At 73.8% G+C, this 23654-nt stretch carries 28 protein-coding genes; 13 read left to right on the top strand and 15 right to left on the bottom strand.

Features of this window, described 5'->3' with window-relative positions; translation table 11 throughout:
• The first annotated feature begins 69 nt into the window (after window positions 1-69).
• Entirely contained in the window at window positions 70-357 is a 288-nt protein-coding gene (locus ACMT9T_RS10585; RefSeq protein WP_012039622.1) for an HU family DNA-binding protein, read from the top strand.
• Window positions 358-490: 133 nt separating this feature from the next.
• A complete protein-coding gene (locus tag ACMT9T_RS10590; protein WP_414745507.1) occupies window positions 491-2470 on the top strand; it encodes a bifunctional copper resistance protein CopD/cytochrome c oxidase assembly protein in 1980 nt (659 codons plus the stop codon).
• Here ACMT9T_RS10590 and ACMT9T_RS10595 read toward each other — a convergent pair.
• Window positions 2467-3132 carry a DUF998 domain-containing protein gene (locus ACMT9T_RS10595; protein WP_414745508.1) on the bottom strand — a complete coding sequence of 222 codons (666 nt, stop codon included), beginning with the start codon at window positions 3130-3132 and terminating at the stop codon, window positions 2467-2469. The two genes, ACMT9T_RS10590 and ACMT9T_RS10595, sit on opposite strands and share 4 nt — an antisense overlap.
• Window positions 3117-3455, bottom strand: coding sequence for a hypothetical protein (locus ACMT9T_RS10600; protein ID WP_414745509.1), 339 nt, complete (start codon window positions 3453-3455; stop codon window positions 3117-3119). Before ACMT9T_RS10600 ends, ACMT9T_RS10595 begins: the two co-directional genes overlap by 16 nt.
• A gap of 405 nt (window positions 3456-3860) precedes the next feature.
• Between ACMT9T_RS10600 and ACMT9T_RS10605 the strand changes: the two genes are divergently transcribed.
• Both ACMT9T_RS10605 and ACMT9T_RS10610 read left to right on the top strand, forming a co-directional pair.
• Window positions 3861-4544: a hypothetical protein gene (locus ACMT9T_RS10605; RefSeq protein ID WP_414745510.1), complete on the top strand. Its 684-nt coding sequence runs from the start codon at window positions 3861-3863 to the stop codon at window positions 4542-4544.
• The gene (locus ACMT9T_RS10610; RefSeq protein ID WP_116053977.1) at window positions 4537-4827 is read left to right on the top strand and encodes a transcriptional regulator; all 291 of its coding nucleotides are present in this window, start codon (window positions 4537-4539) and stop codon (window positions 4825-4827) included. Before ACMT9T_RS10605 ends, ACMT9T_RS10610 begins: the two co-directional genes overlap by 8 nt.
• Window positions 4828-4891: 64 nt before the next feature.
• On the opposite strand, the gene ACMT9T_RS10615 is transcribed toward ACMT9T_RS10610, so the two are convergent.
• Entirely contained in the window at window positions 4892-5896 is a 1005-nt protein-coding gene (locus tag ACMT9T_RS10615; protein WP_414745511.1) for an iron-siderophore ABC transporter substrate-binding protein, read from the bottom strand.
• A gap of 94 nt (window positions 5897-5990) precedes the next feature.
• Between ACMT9T_RS10615 and ACMT9T_RS10620 the strand changes: the two genes are divergently transcribed.
• The 3 genes from ACMT9T_RS10620 to ACMT9T_RS10630 are packed head-to-tail and all read left to right on the top strand — an operon-like array spanning window position 5991 to window position 8951.
• Complete coding sequence (locus tag ACMT9T_RS10620) at window positions 5991-7049, top strand: FecCD family ABC transporter permease (protein ID WP_414745512.1); 1059 nt, start codon at window positions 5991-5993, stop codon at window positions 7047-7049.
• Window positions 7046-8071: a FecCD family ABC transporter permease gene (locus ACMT9T_RS10625; RefSeq protein WP_414745513.1), complete on the top strand. Its 1026-nt coding sequence runs from the start codon at window positions 7046-7048 to the stop codon at window positions 8069-8071. Before ACMT9T_RS10620 ends, ACMT9T_RS10625 begins: the two co-directional genes overlap by 4 nt.
• Before the next feature lie 19 nt (window positions 8072-8090).
• Window positions 8091-8951, top strand: a complete 861-nt coding sequence (locus ACMT9T_RS10630; RefSeq protein ID WP_414745877.1) for an ABC transporter ATP-binding protein — start codon at window positions 8091-8093, stop codon at window positions 8949-8951.
• Window positions 8952-8994: 43 nt separating this feature from the next.
• Here ACMT9T_RS10630 and ACMT9T_RS10635 read toward each other — a convergent pair whose 3' ends face one another.
• Both ACMT9T_RS10635 and ACMT9T_RS10640 read right to left on the bottom strand, forming a co-directional pair.
• On the bottom strand, window positions 8995-9417 hold the full coding sequence (locus ACMT9T_RS10635; RefSeq protein WP_414745514.1) for a VOC family protein: 423 nt from the start codon (window positions 9415-9417) through the stop codon (window positions 8995-8997).
• A gap of 112 nt (window positions 9418-9529) precedes the next feature.
• Complete coding sequence (locus ACMT9T_RS10640; protein WP_414745515.1) at window positions 9530-10549, bottom strand: hypothetical protein; 1020 nt, start codon at window positions 10547-10549, stop codon at window positions 9530-9532.
• Between the two features lie 130 nt (window positions 10550-10679).
• Between ACMT9T_RS10640 and ACMT9T_RS10645 the strand changes: the two genes are divergently transcribed.
• A complete protein-coding gene (locus ACMT9T_RS10645) occupies window positions 10680-11981 on the top strand; it encodes an ATP-dependent DNA helicase (RefSeq protein ID WP_116054662.1) in 1302 nt (433 codons plus the stop codon).
• Window positions 11982-12012: 31 nt separating this feature from the next.
• Here ACMT9T_RS10645 and ACMT9T_RS10650 read toward each other — a convergent pair whose 3' ends face one another.
• The 3 genes from ACMT9T_RS10650 to ACMT9T_RS10660 all read right to left on the bottom strand — a co-directional run bounded on the left by ACMT9T_RS10650 (window position 12013) and on the right by ACMT9T_RS10660 (window position 13996).
• Window positions 12013-12708, bottom strand: coding sequence for a hypothetical protein (locus ACMT9T_RS10650; protein ID WP_414745516.1), 696 nt, complete (start codon window positions 12706-12708; stop codon window positions 12013-12015).
• Window positions 12709-12825: 117 nt separating this feature from the next.
• Window positions 12826-13245, bottom strand: a complete 420-nt coding sequence (locus ACMT9T_RS10655; protein WP_414745517.1) for a DUF4383 domain-containing protein — start codon at window positions 13243-13245, stop codon at window positions 12826-12828.
• Window positions 13246-13342: 97 nt separating this feature from the next.
• A complete protein-coding gene (locus tag ACMT9T_RS10660) occupies window positions 13343-13996 on the bottom strand; it encodes a dienelactone hydrolase family protein (RefSeq protein WP_414745518.1) in 654 nt (217 codons plus the stop codon).
• 55 nt (window positions 13997-14051) lie between these two features.
• Between ACMT9T_RS10660 and ACMT9T_RS10665 the strand changes: the two genes are divergently transcribed.
• Complete coding sequence (locus ACMT9T_RS10665; protein ID WP_414745519.1) at window positions 14052-14768, top strand: DUF305 domain-containing protein; 717 nt, start codon at window positions 14052-14054, stop codon at window positions 14766-14768.
• Window positions 14769-14883: 115 nt separating this feature from the next.
• Here the strand turns inward: ACMT9T_RS10665 and ACMT9T_RS10670 are convergent, their stop codons facing one another.
• Window positions 14884-16176, bottom strand: a complete 1293-nt coding sequence (locus tag ACMT9T_RS10670; protein ID WP_414745520.1) for a M18 family aminopeptidase — start codon at window positions 16174-16176, stop codon at window positions 14884-14886.
• Window positions 16176-16898, bottom strand: coding sequence for a deoxyribose-phosphate aldolase (gene deoC / locus ACMT9T_RS10675; RefSeq protein ID WP_104293187.1), 723 nt, complete (start codon window positions 16896-16898; stop codon window positions 16176-16178). The genes ACMT9T_RS10670 and deoC overlap by 1 nt, the downstream gene beginning before the upstream one ends.
• A gap of 142 nt (window positions 16899-17040) precedes the next feature.
• On the opposite strand from deoC, the gene ACMT9T_RS10680 reads away from it, so the two are divergent.
• Window positions 17041-17247 carry a hypothetical protein gene (locus tag ACMT9T_RS10680; RefSeq protein WP_414745521.1) on the top strand — a complete coding sequence of 69 codons (207 nt, stop codon included), beginning with the start codon at window positions 17041-17043 and terminating at the stop codon, window positions 17245-17247.
• Between the two features lie 21 nt (window positions 17248-17268).
• Here ACMT9T_RS10680 and ACMT9T_RS10685 read toward each other — a convergent pair whose 3' ends face one another.
• The 5 genes from ACMT9T_RS10685 to ACMT9T_RS10705 form a co-directional block, all read right to left on the bottom strand.
• Window positions 17269-17472: a hypothetical protein gene (locus ACMT9T_RS10685; RefSeq protein WP_414745522.1), complete on the bottom strand. Its 204-nt coding sequence runs from the start codon at window positions 17470-17472 to the stop codon at window positions 17269-17271.
• A gap of 92 nt (window positions 17473-17564) precedes the next feature.
• Complete coding sequence (locus tag ACMT9T_RS10690; RefSeq protein ID WP_414745523.1) at window positions 17565-18458, bottom strand: NAD(P)H-hydrate dehydratase; 894 nt, start codon at window positions 18456-18458, stop codon at window positions 17565-17567.
• Window positions 18442-19179: a histidine phosphatase family protein gene (locus ACMT9T_RS10695; RefSeq protein ID WP_414745524.1), complete on the bottom strand. Its 738-nt coding sequence runs from the start codon at window positions 19177-19179 to the stop codon at window positions 18442-18444. The genes ACMT9T_RS10690 and ACMT9T_RS10695 overlap by 17 nt, the downstream gene beginning before the upstream one ends.
• Window positions 19176-19955, bottom strand: coding sequence for an MBL fold metallo-hydrolase (locus ACMT9T_RS10700; protein WP_414745525.1), 780 nt, complete (start codon window positions 19953-19955; stop codon window positions 19176-19178). The genes ACMT9T_RS10695 and ACMT9T_RS10700 overlap by 4 nt, the downstream gene beginning before the upstream one ends.
• An 88-nt stretch (window positions 19956-20043) precedes the next feature.
• Window positions 20044-20928 (bottom strand): manganese catalase, encoded by an 885-nt coding sequence (locus ACMT9T_RS10705; RefSeq protein WP_414745526.1) that lies wholly within the window; start codon window positions 20926-20928, stop codon window positions 20044-20046.
• A 344-nt stretch (window positions 20929-21272) separates the two neighbouring features.
• Between ACMT9T_RS10705 and ACMT9T_RS10710 the strand changes: the two genes are divergently transcribed.
• The 3 genes from ACMT9T_RS10710 to ACMT9T_RS10720 all read left to right on the top strand — a co-directional run bounded on the left by ACMT9T_RS10710 (window position 21273) and on the right by ACMT9T_RS10720 (window position 23617).
• Complete coding sequence (locus ACMT9T_RS10710; RefSeq protein ID WP_012039605.1) at window positions 21273-21596, top strand: DUF7882 family protein; 324 nt, start codon at window positions 21273-21275, stop codon at window positions 21594-21596.
• Between the two features lie 155 nt (window positions 21597-21751).
• A complete protein-coding gene (locus ACMT9T_RS10715; protein WP_414745527.1) occupies window positions 21752-22078 on the top strand; it encodes a hypothetical protein in 327 nt (108 codons plus the stop codon).
• A 363-nt stretch (window positions 22079-22441) separates the two neighbouring features.
• Window positions 22442-23617 carry a zinc-dependent alcohol dehydrogenase gene (locus ACMT9T_RS10720; RefSeq protein ID WP_414745528.1) on the top strand — a complete coding sequence of 392 codons (1176 nt, stop codon included), beginning with the start codon at window positions 22442-22444 and terminating at the stop codon, window positions 23615-23617.
• Window positions 23618-23654 lie beyond the last annotated feature (37 nt).

The following is a 23654-nucleotide window of genomic DNA, read 5'->3' on the forward strand; positions in this document are numbered from 1 at the left end:
GACGTAGACAGACACCATCCACCACACGGCCGCTCGAGATGAACGGCACCAGGTCCGAGGAGGACACCCATGGCTGACAAGTCACTCAACCGCACCGAGCTCGTTGCCGCCGTCGCCGCGGAGTCGGGCCAGAGCCAGGCCGCCGTCAACGGCGTCCTGGACGCGCTCTTCTCCACCGTCGCGACCAACGTCGCCGACGGCGTGAAGGTCACGATCCCGGGCTGGGTCGCGTTCGAGCAGACGGCTCGCGCCGCGCGCACGGGCCGCAACCCGCAGACGGGCGAGCCCCTCGAGATCAAGGCGTCCAAGGGCGTCAAGGTCTCCGCCGGCAGCAAGCTCAAGGCCGCCGTCAAGTAGTCCTCCTCACCACACGCCCAGCGGGGGCGCCGACTCCGGTCGGCGTCCCCGCTGTCGCGTTCCCGGGCGGTCGCGCGGAGGCCCCGCGGTGGCCAGCCGCCCGTCAGGACGGGCGAGCTAGGCTGATCCCCTCATGCCCAGACTCCTCCGCGTCGCGGGGCCCGCCGCCCTCCTCATCGTCGCGTTCCTCTCCCTGCTGGCCGCTCTCGCCATCGGCGGAGGAGCCGCACCCCAGCTCCTCGAGGACGCCGGCCCGGTGGTCCGCTACGGGCTGCCCGCCGCGAAGATGATGGTCAACATCTCGGCGGCCACGGCCATCGGCGCGCTCCTGCTCGCGGCGTTCGCGCTCTCCCGGAAGCGCCCCGAGTACGGCCGGGCGCTCGACATCGCGGCCGCGGGCGCCGCCCTCTGGACGGTCGCCTCCGCGATCACCGCGTTCTTCACCTTCCTCAGCGTCTCGGGCACGCCCTTCTCCTTCAGCTCGGAGTTCGGGACGAGCCTCGGGCTCGTGCTCACCCAGATCTCCGTGGGCCAGGCCTGGCTCGCGACCACGCTGATCGCCGCGACCGTCACGGTGCTGTGCTTCGCGGTGCGCAACCACACCGCCATCGCCTTCGTGCTCGTGATCGCCGTGGGCGGCCTCGTGCCCATGGCCCAGCAGGGCCACGCGGGCGGCACCGAGGGCCACGACGCCGCGGTCAACGCGCTCGGCCTCCACCTCGTCTTCGCGGCCGTGTGGCTGGGCGGGCTCCTCACGATGGTGCTCCTGCGGTCGACGCTCGACGGCGACCGGCTCGTGCCCGTGCTGCGGCGCTACTCGGCCGTGGCGCTCGTGTGCTTCGTGGTCGTGGCGGCGTCCGGGTACGTGAGCGCGGAGATCCGCGTCGGCTCGCTCGACCGGCTGCTCACCGCGTACGGGCTGCTCGTGCTGATCAAGGTCGCGGCGCTGCTCGCGCTCGGGCTCTTCGGCGCCGCGTACCGCCGGGTGCTCATCGGCCGGCTCGAGGAGCGCGGATCCACCGCTCGCGGGCCGTTCTGGTGGCTCGTCACGGCCGAGCTCGCGTTCATGGGCGTCGCGTCCGGCGTCGCCGCGGCCCTCGCCCGCACCGCACCGCCGGTGAGCCAGGTCGTCGCGACCCAGCTGCCGGATCCGACGCCCGCGCAGATCCTCACCGGCGAGCCCCTGCCGCCCGAGCTGACGCCCATGCGCTACCTCACCGAGTGGAACTTCGACCTGCTCTGGATCCTGCTGTGCGCCTTCGGCGTCTTCTTCTACCTCGCCGGCGTGCACCGCCTCCGCAAGCGCGGCGACGCGTGGCCCGTGCACCGCACCATCCTCTGGGTGGCCGGCATGGTGGGGCTCTTCTACATCACCAACGGCGGCGTGAACGTGTACCAGAAGTACCTCTTCAGCTCGCACATGCTGGCGCACATGGTGCTCGCGATGGTCATCCCGCTGCTGCTCGTGCCGGGCGCGCCCGTGACGCTCGCGATGCGGGCCATCCGCAAGCGCCAGGACGGCAGCCGCGGCGGCCGCGAGTGGATCCTCATGGCCGTGCACTCCCGCTTCGCGTCCTTCGTGGGCCACCCGATCATCGCGGCCGTGCTCTTCGCCGGATCGCTCATCGTCTTCTACTACTCGCCGCTGTTCAGCTGGGCCACGACCGACCACATCGGGCACCAGTGGATGATCGTGCACTTCCTCATCGTCGGGTACCTCTTCACGCAGAACCTCATCGGCGTCGATCCGATGAAGGTGCGCCTCGCGTACCCGATGCGCCTGCTGCTCCTGCTCGCGACCATGGCGTTCCATGCGTTCTTCGGCCTGTCGCTGATGACGGGCACCGGACTGCTGCTCGCCGACTGGTTCGGCGCGATGGGGCGGCCGTGGGGCGAGTCGGCGCTGGCCGACCAGCAGGCCGGCGGCGGCATCGCGTGGAGCATCGGCGAGATCCCGACCGTGGTCCTCGCGATCGTCACGGCGATCATGTGGAGCCGGAGCGACACGCGCGACTCCGTGCGGTACGACCGCAAGGCCGACCGCGACGGCGACGCCGAGCTCGAGGCGTACAACCGGAACCTCGAGGCCCTGCAGGGGGTCGAGCGGCGCTAGTCGCGACGGGCGCGACGGGCGCGGCGGGCGGCGACCAGCACCGCGACGCCCGTCAGCAGCTCCCACGCGGTGACCGTGTAGACGGATCCGCGCTCCCAGAGCCCGTCGACGTCGGATCCGCCGAGCGCCTGCAGCACGACGAGCGCGACCAGCCCGACGACGCCCAGCGCGACGCTCGCGGTGCGGAAGGCGCGCGCGGCGCCGACGCGGCCGGATCCGACGCCCGCGACGATCGAGGCGGCGTTGCCCGCGATGATCGCCATGCCGGCGCCGACCACGTGCATCCAGCCGATGCCGCTGGCCGCGCTCGAGGCGCTGCCGTGGACGAGGCCGACCACCGTGATCCCGACGGCGTGCACGACGGCGAGGGCGAGGAAGGCGCGACGCGGGCCGGCGCGGAGGGCGCGGGTCGCGATGACCGCGGCCACCAGGTAGAGGACGCCCTGGAGGACGAAGCCCGCGTTCATCACCGCGTGCAGCGGCGAGTCGATGGCGCGGCCCTGGAACTCGGCGACCTCGGGCACGCCGAGGTCGCTGATGTAGTTGGCGGAGTAGCTGTAACCGGGGAAGGCGGAAGCGGCGATCGCCTCGGTGCCGACGTAGACGACGGCCGCGGCGACCCAGACGATGCCGGCGGCTGCGGGGATCAGCGGGCGTGCCACGTCAGCTCCGCCTCCGCGACGATCGGGTAGTCGCAGGTGCCCTCGGCGGGGAAGGCGCCGCCGCCCTCCTGCAGCATCATGTGCGTGAAGATGCCGGACACGACCGAGTGGTCGTAGATGCCGCCGAGGCGGGAGACGAGTCCGCCCCCGTCCTCCGGCGTCATGTTCCCGAGGGAGAGCACCCGGGCGAAGTCGTCGGGGAGGCATCCCTCGATGGGGACGAAGTCGTCGTCGAGCAGCAGCAGGCTGAGCGAGCCCCTGGCCTCGTCGAATCCGGCGAGCCGGAACTCGACGTCGTCGCCGCCCATGTCCATGACGGTCATGCGACCCGCGGGGCGACCGTCGCCGAAGGGGCGCGTGACGTCCCCGGCCGCGAGCTCGATCCCGTCGCCGGGAAGGGGCGTGGGGGAGGAGGCCGCCGACGGTGTCGGTCGGCTGGCCTGCTGTCGCTCGACCGGAGGCGCGGGATCGCTCGACGGTGCGGATCCCGTGCAAGCGGCCAGCGCGAGCACTAGCGCCGCGGCAGCCGGTGAGGGCAGGAGCCGGCGGAGAGGGGTGGGCATCGGGCTCCTTCGGCCGGGGGTGCTGCGTCGTCGTCTCGATCATGGACGACCCGGGAGGGGAGCGCATCATCCGCGCGGATGCCATTGACAGGGCAAAGCACTTTGCGTTACAAAGTAGCAAGGGCGGGAGCCCGGCGGGCGAGGGTCGTCCGCGAAGAGGCGGAGATGGACACGACGATGCGCACGGACGAGGTCGACGACGACGGGCCCGCGCCCGACCCGCGGGAGATGCACGCGCTCATGGAGGACCAGCGGCGGGTCGCGATCGACGCGCAGACCTCGTTCGTCTGGATCATGGAGGTCGTGTGGGGCGTCGCGTGGATCCTCGGGTACATCGCCCTCTGGCTCATCGACGGGTCCGACGTGGTGCGCCTGCCGCTGCCGGTCGCCGTCGGGATGTTCGCGGGCCTCATCGGCGTCGGCGTGGTCGTGAGCATCGTGCTCGGGATCCGCGGGTCCGCGGGCCTGGAGACCACGGGCGAGGCGCGCTGGCAGGGTCGCGTCTACGGGATCAGCTGGTCGGTGGCGATGACGTCGGTCTACGTGCTCGGCATCGGGCTCGCGTTCAACGACGCCCCGAGCCGCCTGCTCTCGATCTTCTACACGTCCGGCTTCTCGTTCGTCGCCGGCATGATGCTGCTGTCGACCGCGGCGCTCTTCCACTCGCGCACGTCGCTGCTGCTCGGCTCGATCCTCGTGGTCGCCGCGCTCGCCGCCCCCTTCGCGGGCTACCCGGGCAACTACCTGGTGATGGCCGTCGTCGGCGGAGGCGCGTACCTCGTCACGGGGATCACCGTCGCCGTGATGGGCGCCCGCGCGCGCCGCTCGCTGCGAGCCCGCCTTGGCTGACCTCGACCCGGTGATCCACGCGCAGGCCCGGCTGCGGATCGTGGCGGCGCTCGCGACGCTGGACGCGGGGGAGGCGCTGTCCTTCCCGCGGCTGCAGGAGATCCTCGACATGACGGCCGGCAACCTGTCGACGCACCTGCGGAAGCTCGAGGACCCCGGCTACGTCGAGGTGCGGAAGACGCACGAGGGGCGGCAGCCGGCGACGTACCTGGCGCTCACGACGGTCGGACGCCGGGCGTTCGAGGACTACCGCCGGGCGCTCACGGCGATGCTCGACGCGTAGCCGCCCAGGACGACCGAGGCCCGCCGTGCGATGCGCGCGGCGGGCCTCGGTCGTGCGGAGCGGATCAGCTGGTGGCGCCCTCCAGCAGCGGCACGAGCTGGTCGAGCGCGTAGCCCGTGGAGAGCGTCGTGCCGATCGAGTACGCGGAGGACACGTCGCCGTCGAGGACGATCGCGTGGCCGGCCTTCACCGCGGGGATCGCCTGCCACAGCGGGTCGTCCGTGATGACGGACTTGTCGATGAAGATCGGGAACGCCACGATCGCGTCCGCGTCGAGCAGGTCGAGCTGCTCCGAGGAGATGTCGACCGAGAAGCCGCCGGCGTTGACGGGGATCCCCGCGATGGTCGGGCTCTGCGCGAAGCCGAGCTTCTCGAGGAACGCGACGCGCTCGCTGCCCTCGGCGTAGGCGCCCCAGCCCTCGCTGGTCTTGGTGGCGGCGGTGGCCGTCTTGCCCTTCCAGTCCGGGTGCGCGGCCGCGACCTGGTCGAAGCGCTCGTCGACGGCCTCGAGGAGGGCGTCGCCCTGGTCCTCGCGGCCGAGGGCCTCGGCGATCATGTCGACCTGGTCGTCCATGTCGGTGAGGTAGCTGTCGGCGCCCTCGGGCACGCCGATGGTGGGCGCGATCTGCGAGAGGCGGTCGTAGCGCGCCTGGTCGCCCGAGCTCTTGGTGTCGAGGATGAGGTCGGGCTTGAGCGCCGCGATCGCCTCGTAGGAGGGCTCGAGCGTCTCGATGAGCTGCGGCTTCTCGGTGTACATGCCCTGCGCCCACGGGCCGACGCCGTCCGCGTCGGCGCCGAAGCCGAGCCAGTCGGACGCGCCGACGGGCTGCACGCCGAGGGCGAGCGCGGTCTCCGCGTCGCCCCAGCCGAGGGCGACGACGCGCTTCGGCTCGCTGGGGACGGTGACCTCGCCGAACTTCGTGTCGACGGTGGCGGGGAAGGATCCGGTGGCGGAGCCGGACGCCGGCGGGGCGGAGGCGTCCGGGTCGGAGGCGGAGCTGCAACCGGTGAGGGCGAGCGTCGCGACGGTGAGCGCGACGAGCGCGGAGCGGGTGGTGGGGAACCTCATGGTGCGGGGCCTCTCGGGTGCGGGGTGACGGGCCGATGTGGATCCCGCCAGGCAAGGGCAGCCTAACCTAAGGGGACGATAGGCTGACCGGGCCATGTCGCTCCGGGTCCTCGCGCGCGCCTCCGCCACCGACGCCCCCGCGGGCCGGGCGCGGAGCGGCCTCCCGCGCTCGGCGGGACTGCTGCTCGCGCTGGGCGTGCTCGTGCTGGCGTGCCTCGCGAGCATCGCGATCGGATCCCGGGACATCCCGCTCGGCGCCGTCCTCGACGCGCTCGCCGGGCGGCCGCGCGACCCGGCCGAGCTCGTCGTGATCCTCGACCTCCGCGTCCCGCGCACCCTCGTCGGCCTCGCCGCGGGCCTCGCGCTGGGGGTCGCGGGCGCGCTCATCCAGGCCGTCACGCGCAACCCGCTGGCGGATCCCGGCATCCTCGGCGTCACGGCCGGCTCGGCGTTCGCGGTCGCCATCGCGACGGGCGTGCTCGGCGTGACCGCCGTGAGCGGTTACTTCTGGTTCGCCTTCGCGGGCGCGCTCGTGGCGGCCGTCGTCGTCTACGTCGTGGGATCCGCGGGGCGCGGCGGCGGGGATCCGGTGCGCCTCACGCTGGCCGGCGTCGCCCTCGGCGCGGTGCTCGCGGGCATCACCTCGGGGCTCCTGCTCGCCGACCCGCAGGGCTTCAGCGCGATGCGCGCATGGGAGTCGGGCTCGCTCCAGGACCGCGGCTGGGACGCGCTCGGCCCGGTCGCGCCGTTCCTCGCGGTGGGCGTGCTGCTGGCCGCGCTCATCGCCCGGAGCCTCGACGCGGTCGCGCTCGGCGACGACCTCGCGCGGTCGCTCGGCGCGAACGTCGTCGTGGTGCGCGCGGTGGCGGTCGTCGCGGTCACGCTGCTCGCGGGCGGGGCCACCGCGATGGCCGGGCCGATCGCGTTCGTCGGGCTGATGATCCCGCACATCGCGCGCTGGATCGTCGGGCCCGACCAGCGCTGGATCCTCGCGTACACGATCGTGCTGGCGCCCGTGCTGCTGCTCGCCGCCGACATCGTGGGCCGCGTCGTGCTGCGGCCGGCGGAGCTGCCCGCGGGGATCGTGACGGCCGTGCTGGGGGCGCCCGTGCTGATCCTGCTCGTGCGCCGGCAGAGGGCGTCGGCGCTGTGATCCCCGGATCCGTGCGCCTGCCCGTCGTCGGCACCCGGCTGCGGCGTCGCGAGCTGCTCGTGGGCGCCGCGCTCGCCGTCGCGATCGTCGCCCTCGCGCTCGTGGCGCTCGGCAGCGGCGACTTCCCGCTCACGGTGCCCGAGGTGATCCGCGCGATGGTGCTCCCCGACGGCTCCTTCGCGTCGACCATCGTGCTCGAGTGGCGCCTGCCGCGCGTGCTCGCCGCCGTGGCGTTCGGCGCGGCCCTCGGGGTCGCGGGCGCCGTCTTCCAGTCGCTCACGCGCAACCCGCTCGGCTCGCCCGACGTCATCGGGTTCTCGACGGGCTCCTACACGGGCGCGCTCATCGTGACCACGCTGGCGGGCGCGTCCTTCCTCCCCACCGCGGTCGGCGCGCTCGCGGGCGGCCTCGGCACGGCGCTCGTCGTCTACCTGCTCGCGTACCGCGGCGGGGTGCAGGGCTTCCGGCTGATCATCACGGGCATCGCGGTCACGGCCGTCCTGCACGGGGTCAACACGTTCCTGCTGCTGAAGGCCGGCACCGAGGTCGCGATGGCCGCGTCGATCTGGGGCGCCGGATCCCTCGCGCTCGTCGGCTGGGACCGCGCGCTGCCCGCGTTCGTCGCCCTCCTCGTGTTCGCGCCCGCGATCCTGCTGCTCTCCGCGCCGCTCCGGCAGCTCGAGCTCGGCGACGACGCCGCGCGCGCCCACGGCGTGCGGGCCGAGCCCACCCGGCTGGCCCTGCTGATCCTCGGGGTCGCCCTCACGGCGATCGTGACCGCGGCTGCGGGGCCGATCGCGTTCGTCGCGCTCGCGGCCCCGCAGATCGCCCGGCGGCTCACGCGCAGCGCCGGCCTGCCGCTCGTGCCCGCCGGGCTCACGGGCGGCCTCCTGCTGCTCGCCGCCGACTCCACCGCCCAGCACGCGCTGCCCGGGACGGTGCCCGTGGGCATCGTCACGGTCGTCGTGGGCGGGGCCTACCTGATCGCGCTGCTGATCCGCGAGGCGTCCCGCCGTGCCTGACGCCGCCGCCCCCGACCCGATGGGAGACCCACCCGTGGACGACACCGCCGCAGCCGCCCCAGCCGCATCCCCCGCCGCGCCCGCCGCGCCAGCGCCCGTCCGCCTCCGCGCCGAGGGCGTCACGCTCTCCTACGACCGCCGGGTGATCTCCGAGGGGCTCGACGTCGCCGTGCCCGACCGCTCCTTCACCGTGATCGTCGGCCCCAACGCGTGCGGGAAGTCGACCCTGCTCCGCGCCCTGTCGCGCCTGCTCGCGCCCACCGCGGGCGGCGTGCTCCTCGACGACCGGCCGCTCGCGTCCTACCGGGCGAAGGAGGCGGCGCGGATCGTCGGCCTCCTCCCGCAGAGCGCCATCGCGCCCGACGGGATCACGGTGGCCGACCTCGTGGCGCGCGGCCGGTTCCCGCACCAGAACCTCATCCGCCAGTGGACCTCGACCGACGAGGACGCCGTGCAGCAGGCGATGGCCGCGACGGGCGTCGCCGACCTCGCCGCCCGCCACGTCGACGAGCTCTCCGGCGGCCAGCGCCAGCGCGTATGGGTGGCGATGGCGCTCGCGCAGCAGACGCCCGTGCTGCTGCTCGACGAGCCGACGACGTTCCTCGACATCGCCCACCAGATCGAGCTGCTCGACCTCCTCGCCGACCTGCACCGCGACGGCAGCACCATCGTCGCCGTGCTGCACGACCTCGACCACGCCGCGCGCTACGCCGACCACCTCATCGTGATGAAGGACGGCCGCGTCGTCGCCGCGGGCGCCCCGGGCGAGATCGTCACCGCGGAGCTCGTCGAGGAGGTCTTCGGCCTGCCCTGCCTCGTGATCGAGGATCCCGTCTCGGGCACGCCGCTCGTCATCCCGCGCGGCGGCCGTTGGGCCTGAGCGGGCCACGGCGGCCAGGGCGGCCCGGGTCCGGGACGCGCGCTCAGGCCGCGGGCGCCGGCTGCGCGATCGACACCATCCAGTCGATCCCGTACCGGTCCGTGCACATGCCGAACCAGTCGCCCCACGGCGCCATGTCGAGCGGCAGCACGATCGTGCCGTCGGCGGTCAGCGCGTCCCACCAGCCGCGCAGCACCGCCTCCTCGTCGCCGGAGAGCGAGAGCGTGATGGCGGATCCGCTCGGCACGCCCATCGCCGCCGGGGTGTCCGAGGCCATGAGCACGAAGCCCGCGCCGGAGGTCAGCTGGCCGTGCATGACCTTGCCCGCCTCGGCCGGGTCCTGGCTCATGCCGCCCTCGCCGAAGGTGGTGGTCTCGACCTCGCCGCCGAAGATCCCCCGGTAGAAGCCGAGCGCCTCCGCCGCCTGGTCGCGGAAGGACAGGTACGGGTTCATGATCGCGGACATGGGGGCGCTCCTCGGGTGACGGATCCCCGCGGTCGCAGCGACCCTGTTGCGTCCCGATCCTGGCCCGGTCGCCCCGGGGCCGCACCGTCACGCGCGGGGAGGGTGCCCGCGGCTAGAGGCCCTGGATCCGCACGCCCGACGTCTCGTCGACGCTCACGCGCCAGCTCACGCTGAACGGCACGTCCTGGTCGAGGTCCTTCACGCTGCCGTCGTAGAGCGAGCGCACGGGCACCCGTATGTGCGCGGTCCCCACCGTCGACGGCACGACCCAGTCGAGGTCGGCCGGGTCGTCGCTCGCCGGCTGCAGGGCGATCTTCGGCATCGCCGTCATGGTCCACACGGGCGGCGCGGTGATCCGGTCGCGGATCGTCTTTCCGAACGGGCAGCCCGACGGGTACAGCACCGACTGCGTCGTGCACTGCGTGAGGTACGCCTCGACCTCCGACTGCACCGACGCCACGAGGTCGTCCGTGGGCTCGGCGTCCACGCGCGCGGGCACGACGCTGCCCGGCTCCGTGACGGCGACCTCGGCCTCCTCCGCCTCGAGGTACTCGGACGCGTGGTCGAGCGCCAGCGCGCCGGGCGCGAGCACGAGGTACGTGGATCCGGCGCCCTCGGCCGCGGCGCCGCCGGCCGTCGCGGAGACCGCCATCCCGTTGGCCGTGAACGTGGCCGCGTGCCGCAGCTCGAGGTCGACGGCCGCGACGGGGCTCGTCGCGAACTCCCACCGCGCGAACAGGCCGAGCGCCGCGGGCAGCTGGCGCACGCGGAACTCGGTGGATCCGGGGCCCGACGGCAGCGTGTACGAGTACGTGACCGCGCGCTCGCCGTCGCCTGCCGGCTTGTCGGAGACCAGCTCCACGTCGGCGAGGCCGGGCAGCGCGCGGGCGTCGAGGAGCGCTCGGCTGCCCTCGTCGGGCAGCACGACGCCGGGCGTCGCGAGCGCGTCGCGGCTGTCCTCGCGGGCGAGCGCGTCGAGGTAGGAGCGCACGAAGCCGTGCGCGCTGAAGGTGCCCTGGTTGAGCGACGCGACGGTGCCGAGGAACGCCCCGAGCAGGAGGGCCGCGAGCAGCGACCACGCGACGACCGCCCGACGCAGCTCGCCGCGCGCGTCGACGGCGGGGCTCGGCATGCGGATCATCCTACGGGCGGGGGATCGACGCCTCCCCGTCGTGGGGCCGGGGTAGATTCGAGTGCGCATCCGCGCCGCGCCGCCGCCGTCGATCCGCGTCGCATCCACCCCGACCCGCCAGGAGCCCCGCGTGAGCACGGTCCCCCTCTCCCCGGAGCAGGCCGCCGTCTTCCAGGCCATCGAGGGCACGCGCGACCACATCTTCGTCACGGGTCGCGCCGGCACCGGCAAGTCGACCCTCCTCACGCACCTGTCGTGGAACACCGAGAAGCAGATCGTGATCTGCGCGCCCACGGGCGTCGCCGCGCTCAACGTGGGCGGCCAGACCATCCACTCGCTGTTCAAGCTGCCCATCGGGGTCATCGCCGACGAGGAGATCGAGCAGACGGGCGAGCTGCGGAAGCTCCTCAACACCATCGACACGCTCGTCATCGACGAGGTGTCGATGGTCAACGCCGACCTCGTGGACGCCATCGACCGCAGCCTCCGCCAGGCGCGCCACAAGAAGGACGTGCCGTTCGGCGGCGTGCAGGTGGTGCTGTTCGGGGATCCGTACCAGCTGGCCCCCGTGCCGGGCGACGGCGACGAGCGCGCCTACTTCGCCGACCGCTACCGCTCCATGTGGTTCTTCGACGCGAAGGTGTGGGAGGAGGCGCAGCTGCGGATCTACGAGCTCACCGAGATCCACCGGCAGCACGAGGAGGCGTTCAAGGAGATGCTGAACGCCGTGCGGCACGGTCGCGTCACGGCCGAGATCGCGGGCGTGCTCAACGCGGCGGGCGCGCGCCCGGCCCCGACCGACGGCGCCATCACGCTCGCCACCCGCAACGACACCGTCAACCGGATCAACGCCGAGGCCCTCAAGCGCCTGCCCGGCCGCTCGCTCACCGCCACCGCCGACGTCACGGGCGACTTCGGCGGCCGCACCTACCCGGCCGACGAGAAGCTCGACCTCAAGATCGGCGCGCAGGTGATGTTCCTCCGCAACGACGTCGACCAGCGCTGGGTGAACGGATCCGTCGGCGTCGTCACGCGCATCGACACGAACGTGTACGTGGAGCTCGACGGCGTCGTGCACGAGGTCGAGCCGGTCACGTGGGAGAAGCACAAGTACTCGTACTCGCCCACCACCAAGCAGCTGCGGCGCGACGTGGTGGCCGACTTCACGCAGTTCCCGTTGCGGCTGGCGTGGGCGGTCACCATCCACAAGTCGCAGGGCAAGACCTACGACCGGGCGATCGTCGACCTGGGGGCGCGCGTGTTCAGCCCCGGCCAGACGTACGTGGCGCTGAGCCGGATCACCGACATCGGCGGCCTGTACCTCACGCGGCCGCTGCGCCCGGGCGACATCATCGTCGACGAGAACGTGCGGCGGTTCATGAGCGAGGCGACGCGGATCCGCGTGACGCCGGCGGTCGCGCCCGCGGGCTGACCTGCGGGCAGGCGCCCGGAGCGGCGACGGCTCAGTGGCCGGAGTGCCCGCCCTGGATGCCGTCGAGGTCGATGGAGCTGTGCTGGCCGTGCGGCACGGCGAACTCGCCCGCGCGCGTGAGCGACAGGGCGGGCGTGACGAGGCCGGCGACGACGAACGCCCCGACGAGGATGCCCGCGAGGTAGCGGCCGCCCGTGGGCTCCGGCTCGGCGGCAGCGGCGGCGGACGGCGCGGCGGCGGACGGCACGACGGCGGCCGGCGCGACGACGGTCGCGGCGGGCGTCGCGGAGAGCGCGGCGCCGGACCCGACCAGCGCCGCGTCGGCCGGGAACCCCGCCTCGACGGCCGTGCACACGGCCTGCGCGTCGGACTCGGCGCGCGAGCGGAGGTGGCGGCCGACGACCGCGGCGACCACGAGGTCGAGCAGGGTGGCGGCGAGCATGGGGATCGCAGGCAGGTCGCTCGTGATGCCGGGGGCGGACATGACGACCGCGGCCGTCACGAGGAGCGCCCAGCCGGCGACCGGCACGAGAGCGCCGACGACGGCCAGAGCAGGGAGCGGGAGGCGGTCGGATCGGAGGACCGCGACGGCCCACGCGCCCTCGGCGAGGCCGATGACGAGGAGGGCCACCATGGCCGCGGGCGGGGATCCCGCACCGACGGCCAGGTGGATGAGCGCGGCGCCCAGGGCGGCGAGGGCCAGCCAGTGGCGGATGAGCAGTGACACGTGCTGGTCCCTTCGTCGTCCCGGGCGCCGCGGTGGTGCGGTGCTGCGTGCTGTTCGTGCTGACGTGCGGTGATGCGTGACGCGCCCGGTGCAGCGGCGCGGCGGCGGTGCTGCGGGCTAGGCGGCGCGGGCGGCGCGGTTGCGGACGCCCTTCTCGGCGCCGAGGCCCACGATCAGCAGCACGACGGCGCTGCCGAGGTGCAGGAAGTGGTCCGCGGTGTTGAGCGCGAGGATGTTGAAGTCGGTGTTCACGAGGAAGAAGCCGACGATGCCGAGCGCGAGGTACGCGAATCCGACGAAGGAGTTGACGGCCTTGGCCGACGCCACGCTGGAGAGGCCGCCGATGAGGAGGGCCGCGCCGATCAGCAGGTGGGCCACGTTGTGGAACGGGTTCACCATGAAGATCCCGAGCAGCAGGCCGCCCTGGTCGGAGAAGAAGCCGCCGCTGGACGGCGGGAACAGGAAGCCGAGAAGGCCGACGAGGACGTAGACGGCGCCGAAGACGGTGCCGAGCAGGCGGTTCGGGGACGAGCTCATGATGGTGCCTCCACTGGTAGGGAAGAGCCGGGACATTCCCAGGCTCTCTACATTCGTACCGCGTACGCACCCGGTTTGGTGCGGATGCGCTACTGGATCAGGACGCGTTTCCCAGGTGCTCGGCGAGGAACGCCTCGGTGCGCCGGTAGGCGAGGGCCGCGGCGTCCGGATCGAGGCGGTCGCGGAGGCTCGCGTTGGGGAACACGGGGGACGTGCCGGGGTAGGTGTGCGAGGTGACCGGGGTGCCGTGCTCGCGCAGGCGGCCGATGAACGCCTCGGGTCGCTGGTCGTCGATCCACTCGTCGTGCTCGGCGAGGTGGAGGAGCACCGCGCACGGGATCACGCCGTGCTCCTGCGGCCCGAGGCTCGCGCAGTAGGCGACCACGGCGTCGGCGCCGCCGTCCTGCGCCTCGAGGAGGGCGAGCCAGCCGCCGGGCGCGAAGCCGACGAGGCCGACGCGCGCGGATCCGCGGGCCCGCGCCGAGTCGATGCCGTCGCGGATCGTGCCGAGGGCGAACCCCACGTCGAGCTGCGCGGCCAGGCCCTCCGCGAGGCCGTCGTCGAGGGTCGCGCGGCCGTCGTAGAGGTCGGGGACGAGCACGTGGAAGCCGGCGCGGGCGAGCGCGAGCGCGTACTGGTCGAGCCAGGGGAGGCGTCCGTGGTCGTCGTGGACGAGCACGACGACGGGGCTGCCGGGCTCGCCGAACTCGAGCGTGACGCCCGGATGCGGCAGGTCGACGATCTCGGGCATGGGGAGAACCTATCGTCGGGCCGCCGCGCGCCGCGCCGTGGAGGAGGATCGTCGCATGGGATACCGCTACCGGCTCGCCGCCGCCACGACCGCCATCGTCCTCACCGCCGGGCTCGCCGCCTGCTCGACGCCCCCGCGCACGCCCGAAGACGCCGCCAGCCCGAGCGCCGACGCGGCCGCGCCCTCGGAGACCGAGTCGGAGGGCTGGAACCGCGCCGACCTGTCCTTCGCCGAGGAGATGGGCGACCACGCCGCCGGATCCGTGGAGCTCGCCGTGGCCGCGCTGCAGGTGCGGGACCTGCCCCAGGGCGCGGAGGAGCTGGCCGTGCAGATCCGTGACGAGCAGGGCCCGCAGGCGCGCACGCTCGCGGAGCTGGCCGAGGAGTGGGGCGCCGAGGAGGGCGCGTCCGGCGCCAACGGCACCGCGGACCGCGAGGAGGCGGGCGGCGTCGCCGGCGGTGGATCCGAGTCCGGCACGGGATCCGAGGACGGCGCCGCGAGCGGCACCGGATCGCAGACGGACACCGAGCAGATGAGCGACACCGCGTTCGACTCCGAGGTGCAGGCGCTCAAGGCCGCGTCCGGCGCGGACGCCGGCCGGCTCTTCCTGCAGGGGATGATCGCCCGGCACCAGGTCGCGATCGAGCTGGCCGAGGGGGAGTCGCAGCTCGGCACCTCGACCGAGGCGCTCGACATCGCGGGCGCGATGGCGGCCGCGCAGGGCGAGCAGCTGACGAAGATGCGCGCGCTGCTGGCGTCCTTGGGCGGCTGATCCCCCTGCACGTGACGAGGGCCCGACGCGGATCGCGTCGGGCCCTCGTCATGCGCGGCCGGCGTCGCGGGCGGCTGCCGGCTCGCGGGTCGGGCTGTCGGGTCGGGCTGCCTGCTCAGGCGGCCGGGCGGAGGAACGCGGAGGCCGCGGCGGCGAGGTGCCCCGGGTCGTCGGCGCCGCACAGCTCGCGGGCCGAGTGCATCGACAGCAGCGGGATCCCGACGTCGACCGTGCGGATCCCGAGGCGCGTCGCCGTGATGGGGCCGATGGTCGAGCCGCACGGCACCGCGTTGCTGGAGACGAACTCCTGGTACGGGACGCCCGCGCGCTCGCAGGCCAGCGCCCACTCGCGCGCGCCGATGCCGTCCGTCGCGTAGCGCTGGTTCGCGTTGATCTTCAGCAGCGGGCCGCCGTTCGGCACCGGGCGGTTGGCGGGGTCGTGGCGGTCCGGGTAGTTCGGGTGGACGGCATGGCCCGCGTCGGCCGAGAGGCACCAGGAGGACGCGAACGCGCGACGGCGCTCCTCGGATCCGGCGCCGAGGCCCGAGGAGATCCGGCCGAGCACGTCCTCGAGGATGGGGCCGGCGGCGCCCGACGGGGTCGCGGATCCGACCTCCTCGTGGTCGAAGGCGGCGAGCACGGCGATGGGCGCGTCCGCGTCGTCGTCGGCGGCGGCCAGCTCCAGGAGCGCGGCGAGGCCGGCGTGCACGGAGCTGAGGTTGTCCATGCGGCCGGCGGCGAACAGCTCGCCGTCGAGGCCGAGGGATCCGGGCGCCTGCGTGTCGGCGACGCCCACGTCGTAGCCGAGCACGTCGTCCGCGGCGAGACCCGCGAGACCCGCCAGGTGGCCGAGCACGTCGGCGTCCGCGGGGGAGCCGGTGCCGAGGATCGGGGACATGTGGCGCTGCGGATCCAGCCGGAGGCCGTCGGTGTTGACGCCGCGGTCGAGGTGCACGGCGAGCTGCGGGAAGCGCAGCAGCGGGCCCGTGCGGACGAGGTGGCGGGCGCCGTCGCGCGTGACGAGGCGGCCGGCGAGCTCGAGGTCGCGGTCGAGCCAGGAGTTGAGGAGCGGGCCGCCGTAGACCTCGACGCCGGCCTGCACCCAGCCGTCGGATCCGATGGTGGGCTTCGGCTTCAGCTTGAAGCCGGGGGAGTCGGTGTGGGCGCCGAGCACGCGGAAGGGCGTGGTGGCGAGCGCGGCGGCGGGCTGGATCCACGCGAGGAGCGCGCCGTCGCGGACGATGAACCGGCGGCCGGCACCGGTGGGCCAGGCGTCGCGCTCGTCGAGGCGCGTGAAGCCCGCGCCCTCGAGCCGGCGGGCGCCCTCCTCCGCGGCGTGGAACGACGAGGGGGAGGCCTGGATGAAGCGGCCGAGGTCCGCGAGGTGCGCGCGGCGGTCCGCCGGCATCAGTACCCGCTCGATCCGAGCGCGCCGTTCTCCGGCGTCTGCACGGGGCCCGCGAGCACGACCGCGCTGCCCGAGACGCCGAGGCGGGTGGCGCCGGCCTCGATCATCTGCACGGCCGTCTCGTAGGTGCGGATGCCGCCGGACGCCTTGACGCCGGCCTTCCCGTCGACCGTGCGGCTCATCAGCTCGACCGCGTGGACGGTGGCGCCGCCGGTGGGGTGGAAGCCCGTGGACGTCTTGACGAAGTCGGCGCCCGCGGCGACGGCTGCCTGGCACACGGCGACGATCTGGTCGTCGTCGAGCGCGGCGGACTCGATGATCACCTTGAGCACGGCCGGCGCGGGGACGGCCTCGCGCACGGCGCGGATGTCGGCCTCGACGTCGGCGAAGCGGCCCTCGCGGGCGGCGCCCACGTCGATGACCATGTCGACCTCGTCGGCGCCCTGGCGGATCGAGAGCGCGGCCTCGGCGGCCTTGACCTCGCTGTGGTGCTTGCCGCTGGGGAAGCCGCAGACGACGGCGACCTTGAGGTCGGATCCCGCGGGCAGCTCGAGCGGCAGCATCGAGGGCGAGACGCACACCGAGTAGGTGCCGAGCTCGACGGCCTCGGCGACGAGCGCGGCGACCTCGTCGCGCGTGGCCTCGGGCTTCAGGAGCGTGTGGTCGATGATGCGGGCGATCGCGGCGGTGTCGGTCGCGGGCGTGGACGGGCTGGTGCTCATGCGGTATTCCTCACGTCGTGCGGGATCTCGATCCTACGGCGGAGGGACGAGGCGGCCGACGGCCTCGAGGATGCCCGCTCGCCGCCGTCCGCGCCCGAACAGGGGGACGACGGCCGCCTGCTCCGCCGGTAGCGTCCGAGCGGTGGACTCCTTCGACGCGCTCCTCTACACCGCCCTCGCCACCTTGCTGCTCGGCGGAGCGCTGCAGTGCATCGGCGCATGGAAGGGGCTCCGCCAGCACGGCGGGAAGGTCGGGCTGTTCCACCCGACCATCCGGCCGTGGACGCTCGCGTCGCTCGGCGCCATGAGCGTCAGCGTGCTGTGCTGCGTGGCGTTCCTCAACCTGTAGGGAGCGCGACGCCTCCGCGCCTCAGGAGTAGTCGGCGCCCGGGATGCCCGCGGGACGGTACACGTAGCCGTCCGCCTCCGCGTCGAGCTCCCACACGACCTCCTCCTCGCTGAGCGAGGTGGCGCGGACGAAGCTCTTCACGGGCTCGCCGTTGATGAGCTCGACCTCGGTCTCCTCCGTGCCCTCGGGGCCGACGAGCTGTGCGGTGTACGTGGAATCAGTCATGCTCCGACCCTACGACCGTCCGCGCGCGGCGACCGGGCCGGGCCGGGATCCCCAGCGGATGCCCGAGCGCGCCGAGCTGGGGAGGGGACGCGTCACGCCTCCAGCTCGACGAGCACGCGCGGCAGCTCGAGCAGCAGCTCGCTCGCGAGGTAGCCGAGCGGGCCCACCTGCACGGCGAGCCGGTCGCCCGCCGCCGCGTGCGCGTGCGTCGCCCACACGGCCGCCTGCGCGGGATCCGCGCCCCGGGCGCAGAGGCCGGCCACCGCGCCGCCGAGCACGTCACCGGATCCGGACGTGCCGAGGCCGCTGCCGCCCGCGCCGATGGTCCACGCCCGGCCGTCGGGCGCCGCGACCACGCCGCCCATCGAGACCACGGCCGCGTACTCCCGGGCGATCTCACGGGCGTCGGCCACGGCGTCGTCGCCCGCCTCGCGCCCGAGCAGCCGCTCGGCCTCCGACGAGTTGGGCGTGAGCACGAGCCGGCCGGCGAGGTGCGCGGCCGACTCGCGGCACGCGGGCAGGACCCCGAGGGCGAAGGCGTCGAGGATCACGACGGCGTCGTCGGACACGAGCGTCGCGAGCAGGCGCACCAGGCGCTCGGCCTCGTCGGCGTCGTCGAGGCCGGGGCCGGCGAGCACGGCGTCGGCGGAGGTGATGTCGTCCTCGGCCGCGCGGATCCCGGCGCCGCGGACGTGCCCATCCGCGGTCTCCTCGAGCGGCACCACCCCGCTCTCCGGCACGGCGACCGCGACGTGCGTGGCGACGGACGCGCCCACCGCGAGCGTGAGCCGGCCGGCGCCGACGCGGAGGGCGGCGAGCCCGGAGATCATCGCGGCGCCGGGGGAGCGGAGGGCCCCGCCGACGACCACGACCTGGCCGCGGCCGTACTTGGATCCGGTCGCCGCGGGCAGCGCCCAGTCGCGCAGCCCGGCCGGGGTCACGACCTCCGCGGGGGCGTCGGGCCGGGCGTCATCGTCGTCGCTCATCGGGTTCTCCTCCGTGCTCGGTGACGGGGGCGCCGTGCCCGTCGAGGTGCTCCGTGGCCGAGAAGGTCCGGAGGGTCCACGGGCCGCGCGGGGCGGACCGCTCGAGGATCGTGACGGACGCGTTGGCCACGGTGTGCTGCGTCTGGAAGGCGAGCAGCTCCGCCTCGGTGAGCCCGAGGCCGACGTAGAGGAAGAGCATCACGACGGCGTCGTGGGTGGTGATGAGCGCGCGGCCGTCGGCGGCCTCGACCTCGGGGTCCTGCAGGAAGGAGCGGATCCGCAGCGCGACGTCCGCCCACGACTCCCCGCCGGGCGGCCGGTAGGAGAGCTTCCCGAGCCAGCGGCGGCGCGCGTCCTCGTCGGGGTGGCGGGCGGCGACGCCGCGGGAGGTGAGGAGGTCGAGGATCCCGAGCTCGCGGTCGCGCAGGCGCTCGTCGGGCCGCACCTCCGCGGCGATGCCCGCCTCGGCCAGTGCGACCGCAGCCGTGCTCCTGGCCCGCAGGTAGTGCGACGAGAACACGGCCGTCGGCACGTCCGACCGGCTCGCGAACCACCGGCCGAGCGCCCGCGCCTGGGCCTTGCCGGTGTCGGACAGCGGCACGTCCGGATCCCGGTGGTCGACGCGGATCACCTCGTCGCCCTCCCGGTCGGCCCGGCTCGCGGCGACGTTCGCGGTGCTCTCGCCGTGGCGCACGAGCCACAGCTCGGTGAGGCCCGTCACGACGGCCCCACCGCGCGGGCGGCGGCGACGGCGGCCCGGATCCCGTTGGTCCAGGGGGCGCCGTGGCCCGGCAGCACGATGCGCGCGTCCGTCTCCTCCAGGGCGCCGAGCGAGCGCAGGGCCCGGCCGCTGTCGGCCGTGGCGGCGCCCGCGACGATGCGGCAGCCGGTGCGGCCCGTGTACGGGTCGAGCGTGACGAGCGCGTCGCCCGTGATGAGCGCGTCGCGGTCGGGGAGGTGCAGCGCGACGTGGCCGTCGGTGTGGCCCGGCGTGGGGATCGCGACGGGGCGGCCGGGCACGTCCAGCGGACCGGCGGCGATGTCGGTGACGGCCTCCACGCCCTCGACCCGCAGGGCGCCGGCGGCGGCCATGGCGGCGACCACGGGGATCGCGCGACCGTACCGCAGCGGGTAGGCGAACGGCGTCCGCTCGCGGCGGTACGAGTAGGGGTGGCGGGCGAGGTGGGCGTCGCCGGGGTGCACGTGCACCGGTGCGCCGAGCTCGCGGGCGGCGCGGGCGGCGGATCCGACGTGGTCCCAGTGCCCGTGGGTCAGCACGATCGCGCGCACGTCGTCGGGCGTCCGGCCGATGGCGCCGAGGGCCTGCAGCAGGTGCGGCCAGGTGTCGGGGAACGCGGTGTCGACCAGCGTGATCCCGTCGTCGCCCTCGACGAGGTACATGTTCACGTGGGCGTGCGCGAGGAGGTGGACGCCCGGCGCCACGTCGCGTGTGAGCACGGGGGACGCGGGGTGGGGTGGGGTGCCGGTGCGGATCATGCGGTCCTCTCGCTGCGGGGCCCGGTCCGTGCGGACGCGGGCCGGCGGCCGACCCGGGAGGGCCGGCCGCCGGATCAGGCGACGCGGATCACTCGGGGGTGACGGCGTCCTTGACGGCGTCGGCCGCCTTCTTCAGCATGCCCGGCTCCTTCGGCGGGATGGTGCCGTGGAGGAGCGGGTTGCCGACGGGCGGGGGCGGCATCGGCACCGACGAGGTGGGGCCGTCGTGGTACGTGAACGTGCCCTTGCCGTCGGGCGCGGGGCCGGACGCCCACGAGCCCTCGGCCGCGGCGGGCCCGTCCGAGAAGTTGAGGTACTGGTACGAGACGTCCCGGTCCTCGAGCTCGATCGGGAAGTCGCTCGGCACGGGCAGGTTCTCGGTGCCCTCGGCCTGCAGCTCCGCGATCGCCGCCGTCCACTGGTTCTGGTGCATGGTGTCGCGCGCGAGCAGGAAGGAGAGGAGGTCCTTCACGCCCTTGTCGTCGGTCATGTGGTACAGCCGCGCCACCTGGAGCCGGCCCTGCATCTCGGCGTTCGCGTTGGCCGTGAAGTCGGCGAGCAGGTTGCCGCTGCACGTGACGAAGGATCCCTGCCACGGGTTCCCGTTGCTGTCGACGGGGCGCGCGCCCGCGCCCGCGACGATCGCGTGCTGGATGTCGCTGCCGCCGATGACGGCCGCGAGGGTCGGGTCCTTCATCGCCTCCTCGGTCTCCTCGACCGGCGCGGTCTCGAGCAGCTTGGCGATCATGATCGCGAGCATCTCGACGTGGCCGAACTCCTCCGCGCCGATGCCGTAGAGCATGTCGCGGTACTTGCCGGGGAGCTTCGAGTTCCAGGACTGGAAGCCGTACTGCATGGCGACGGAGATCTCGCCGTACTGGCCGCCGAGCACCTCCTGGAGGTGACGGGCGTAGATGGGATCGGGCTTGTCGGGTGTGGCGCTGTGCTGGAGCTCCTGCTTGTGGAAGAACATCGAGGCCCTTTCGTCGTCGTCGCGGTCCGGATCGACCGCGGCTCTCCGTCCACCGTTCGCCGGGCCGCGGGGAGCGCCTACCCCCTTGACAGACGGCGGCGGGTCGCCTCGGGCGCGTCGGACGCCGCGTCCGTGTGCGCGTCGGGGGCGCCGATCCTCGCTCGCCGCTGCCACCTCCCCAGGCGCGGCCCAATACCACATGCGGATCCGCCTTCCGGACGACGCGATCCCGGGCGGCAACGCTGGCATAGTGGGGAGGCACGGCCGAAGCTCAGCGCCGCTCTCAGGCCCCCTCTCCGTCGGCGCGGGGCCCGAGAGCTCACGAGGGGGACACGGGATCGATCATGGGCACGTTCAAGTACGACTCGACGCTGACGGCGGAGTTCGACGACCGTCTGCTGGCGCACCTGCAACTCGTCATCGGCGCCAAGCTGCGTCGCGGGGAGAACTTCTACTTCTCCTGGCGCGACGACGTGGAGGTGGGCGACGGGCGCACCACCATCTGGATGCACAACTCGCTCCCGCTGGTGTTCAAGTACCACGGCAGCCGGGTGCCGCCCATCAACCGCAAGTGGGTGGACGCGCTCATGACCACGGCCAACAGCCCCGGCGGCCTGCTCATCATGCGCGAGCCCCCAGAGGACGAGCCGCGCGACGACGCGCGCTGACCCCTCCCGTACCGCCTCTCCCCGCATCACCCGCCGGTCCGATAGTCCCTGGCGGCGCTCCGAGTCAACCCCTCCTCCCCCATTGGGGCGGGAACCGCGGTGCTGGCATCGTGGTCCCCGGGTCACGCGCGCGCGTCGCCCGGGAGAGGGACGCCATGCACGACACCGGCGCCGACGATCTGGGCGACCTCGTCCAGTCGTCCGCGAGCGAATCGCTCCCCGCTCGCCGCCAGGGTCCCGCCCGCAGCGCCACCGAGCAGGCGCGCTTCGTGGCCGGCTACTTCGGCTGGTCCATCACGGGCGACGCCATCCAGGGCGCCGACGACGCCGTCGCGCTCTACATCGAGGACCTCGCCGCGGCCCTCGCCGAGCTCGGCTGGATCTCCGCCGACGCCATCCACTGGGACCGCCTCCCCTTCGCGGAGCACGAGGCGGCCGAGGCGCTGCGGGTCGTGCAGCGCGCCCACGGGTGGGACGTCTGACCCCCACGCCGTGGATCCGCCGGGAGCGGAGTCACCCCACTGTCGATTTCCCCGGCTGGGGAGGACACTGCAGGCACGAGGCCATCGCGGGCTCGGGCGCTTGAGGGTTGTCGAGAGTCCTCCTATGCAGTCCGGACCGCGGATCGAGGCCCTCCAGATCCGCCCCGGATCGGTCGTGTCGTGGACGACCGGCACCCGGGGCGGATCGTCTGCGCGGCCGCCTGCACGCCCCATCGCGCCGCGCCCGGCCGTCGCCGTTCCCTGGACGCCGCCTGTCCTTCGCTTGGCGGACCGCGCCGGAGGGCGTTGTGTGGAGGAGCGCCTGCCCCACGAGGGCACGGCGCCCGAGAGCGAAGGAGCAGCATGAAGGCACTCACCTGGCAGGGCATCCACGACGTCGAGGTCAAGGACGTGGAGGACCCCCGCATCGAGCACGACACGGACGCGGTCATCCGCATCACGTCGACCGCCATCTGCGGATCCGACCTCCACCTCTACGAGGTCTTCGGCCCGTTCCTCGACAAGGACGACGTGCTCGGCCACGAGAACATGGGCGTCGTCGAGGAGGTCGGCAGCGCCGTCACGAAGCTCAAGGTCGGCGACCGCGTCGTCGTCCCGTTCGTCATCGCCTGTCACGACTGCTTCATGTGCGACCGCGGCCTCTTCACGCAGTGCGAGACCACGCAGGTGAAGTCGCAGGGCAGCGGCGCCGCGCTCTACGGCTTCAGCGAGATGTACGGATCCATCCCCGGCGGCCAGGCCGAGCGCCTCCGCATGCCGCTCGCCGACGTCAACGCGATCGTCGTGAACTCCGAGCTCCCGGACGAGCGCTACCTCTTCCTCAGCGACATCCTCCCCACCGCCTGGCAGGGCGTGCAGTACGCGAACGTGCCCGAGGGCGGCACGCTCGGCGTCATGGGCCTCGGCCCCGTCGGCCAGTTCGCGGCCCGCATCGGCAAGCACCTGGGCTACCGCGTCATCGCGGTGGATCCCGTCCCCGAGCGCCGCGCCATGGCCGAGCGCCACGGCATCGAGACCCTCGACCTCACCGACGACGTGGCCGACAAGCTGCGCGAGATGGTCGACGGCCGCGGGCCGGACGCCATGGTCGAGGCCGTCGGCATGGAGGCGCACGGCAGCCCCGCCGCCTCGTTCGCGCAGAAGGCCGCGGGCCTCCTGCCCGACGGCATCGCCAAGAAGGTCATGGACGTCGCGAGCGTCGACCGCCTCGCGGCCCTGCACACGGCGTTCGACGCGGTCCGCCGCGGCGGCACCGTCTCCATCTCCGGCGTCTACGGCGGCGAGGCCGACCCGCTGCCCATGAAGTCGCTCTTCGACAAGCAGATCGCGATCCGCATGGGCCAGTGCAACGTCCAGTACTGGATCGAGGACCTGCTGCCCCTCGTCGAGGACCCGGCCGACCCGCTCGGCGTCATGGACCTCGTCACCCACACGGTGCCCCTCAGCGAGGCCGCGCACATGTACGAGATCTTCCAGAAGAAGGAGGACGGCTGCATCAAGGTGGTGCTCAAGCCGTAGCCTCCCGGCTCGCATGACGACGGCCGCGTCCCCTCGG

Origin of the sequence: Clavibacter vidaverae, from assembly GCF_047529985.1 — a bacterium.
Lineage (GTDB): Bacteria > Actinomycetota > Actinomycetes > Actinomycetales > Microbacteriaceae > Clavibacter > Clavibacter nebraskensis_A.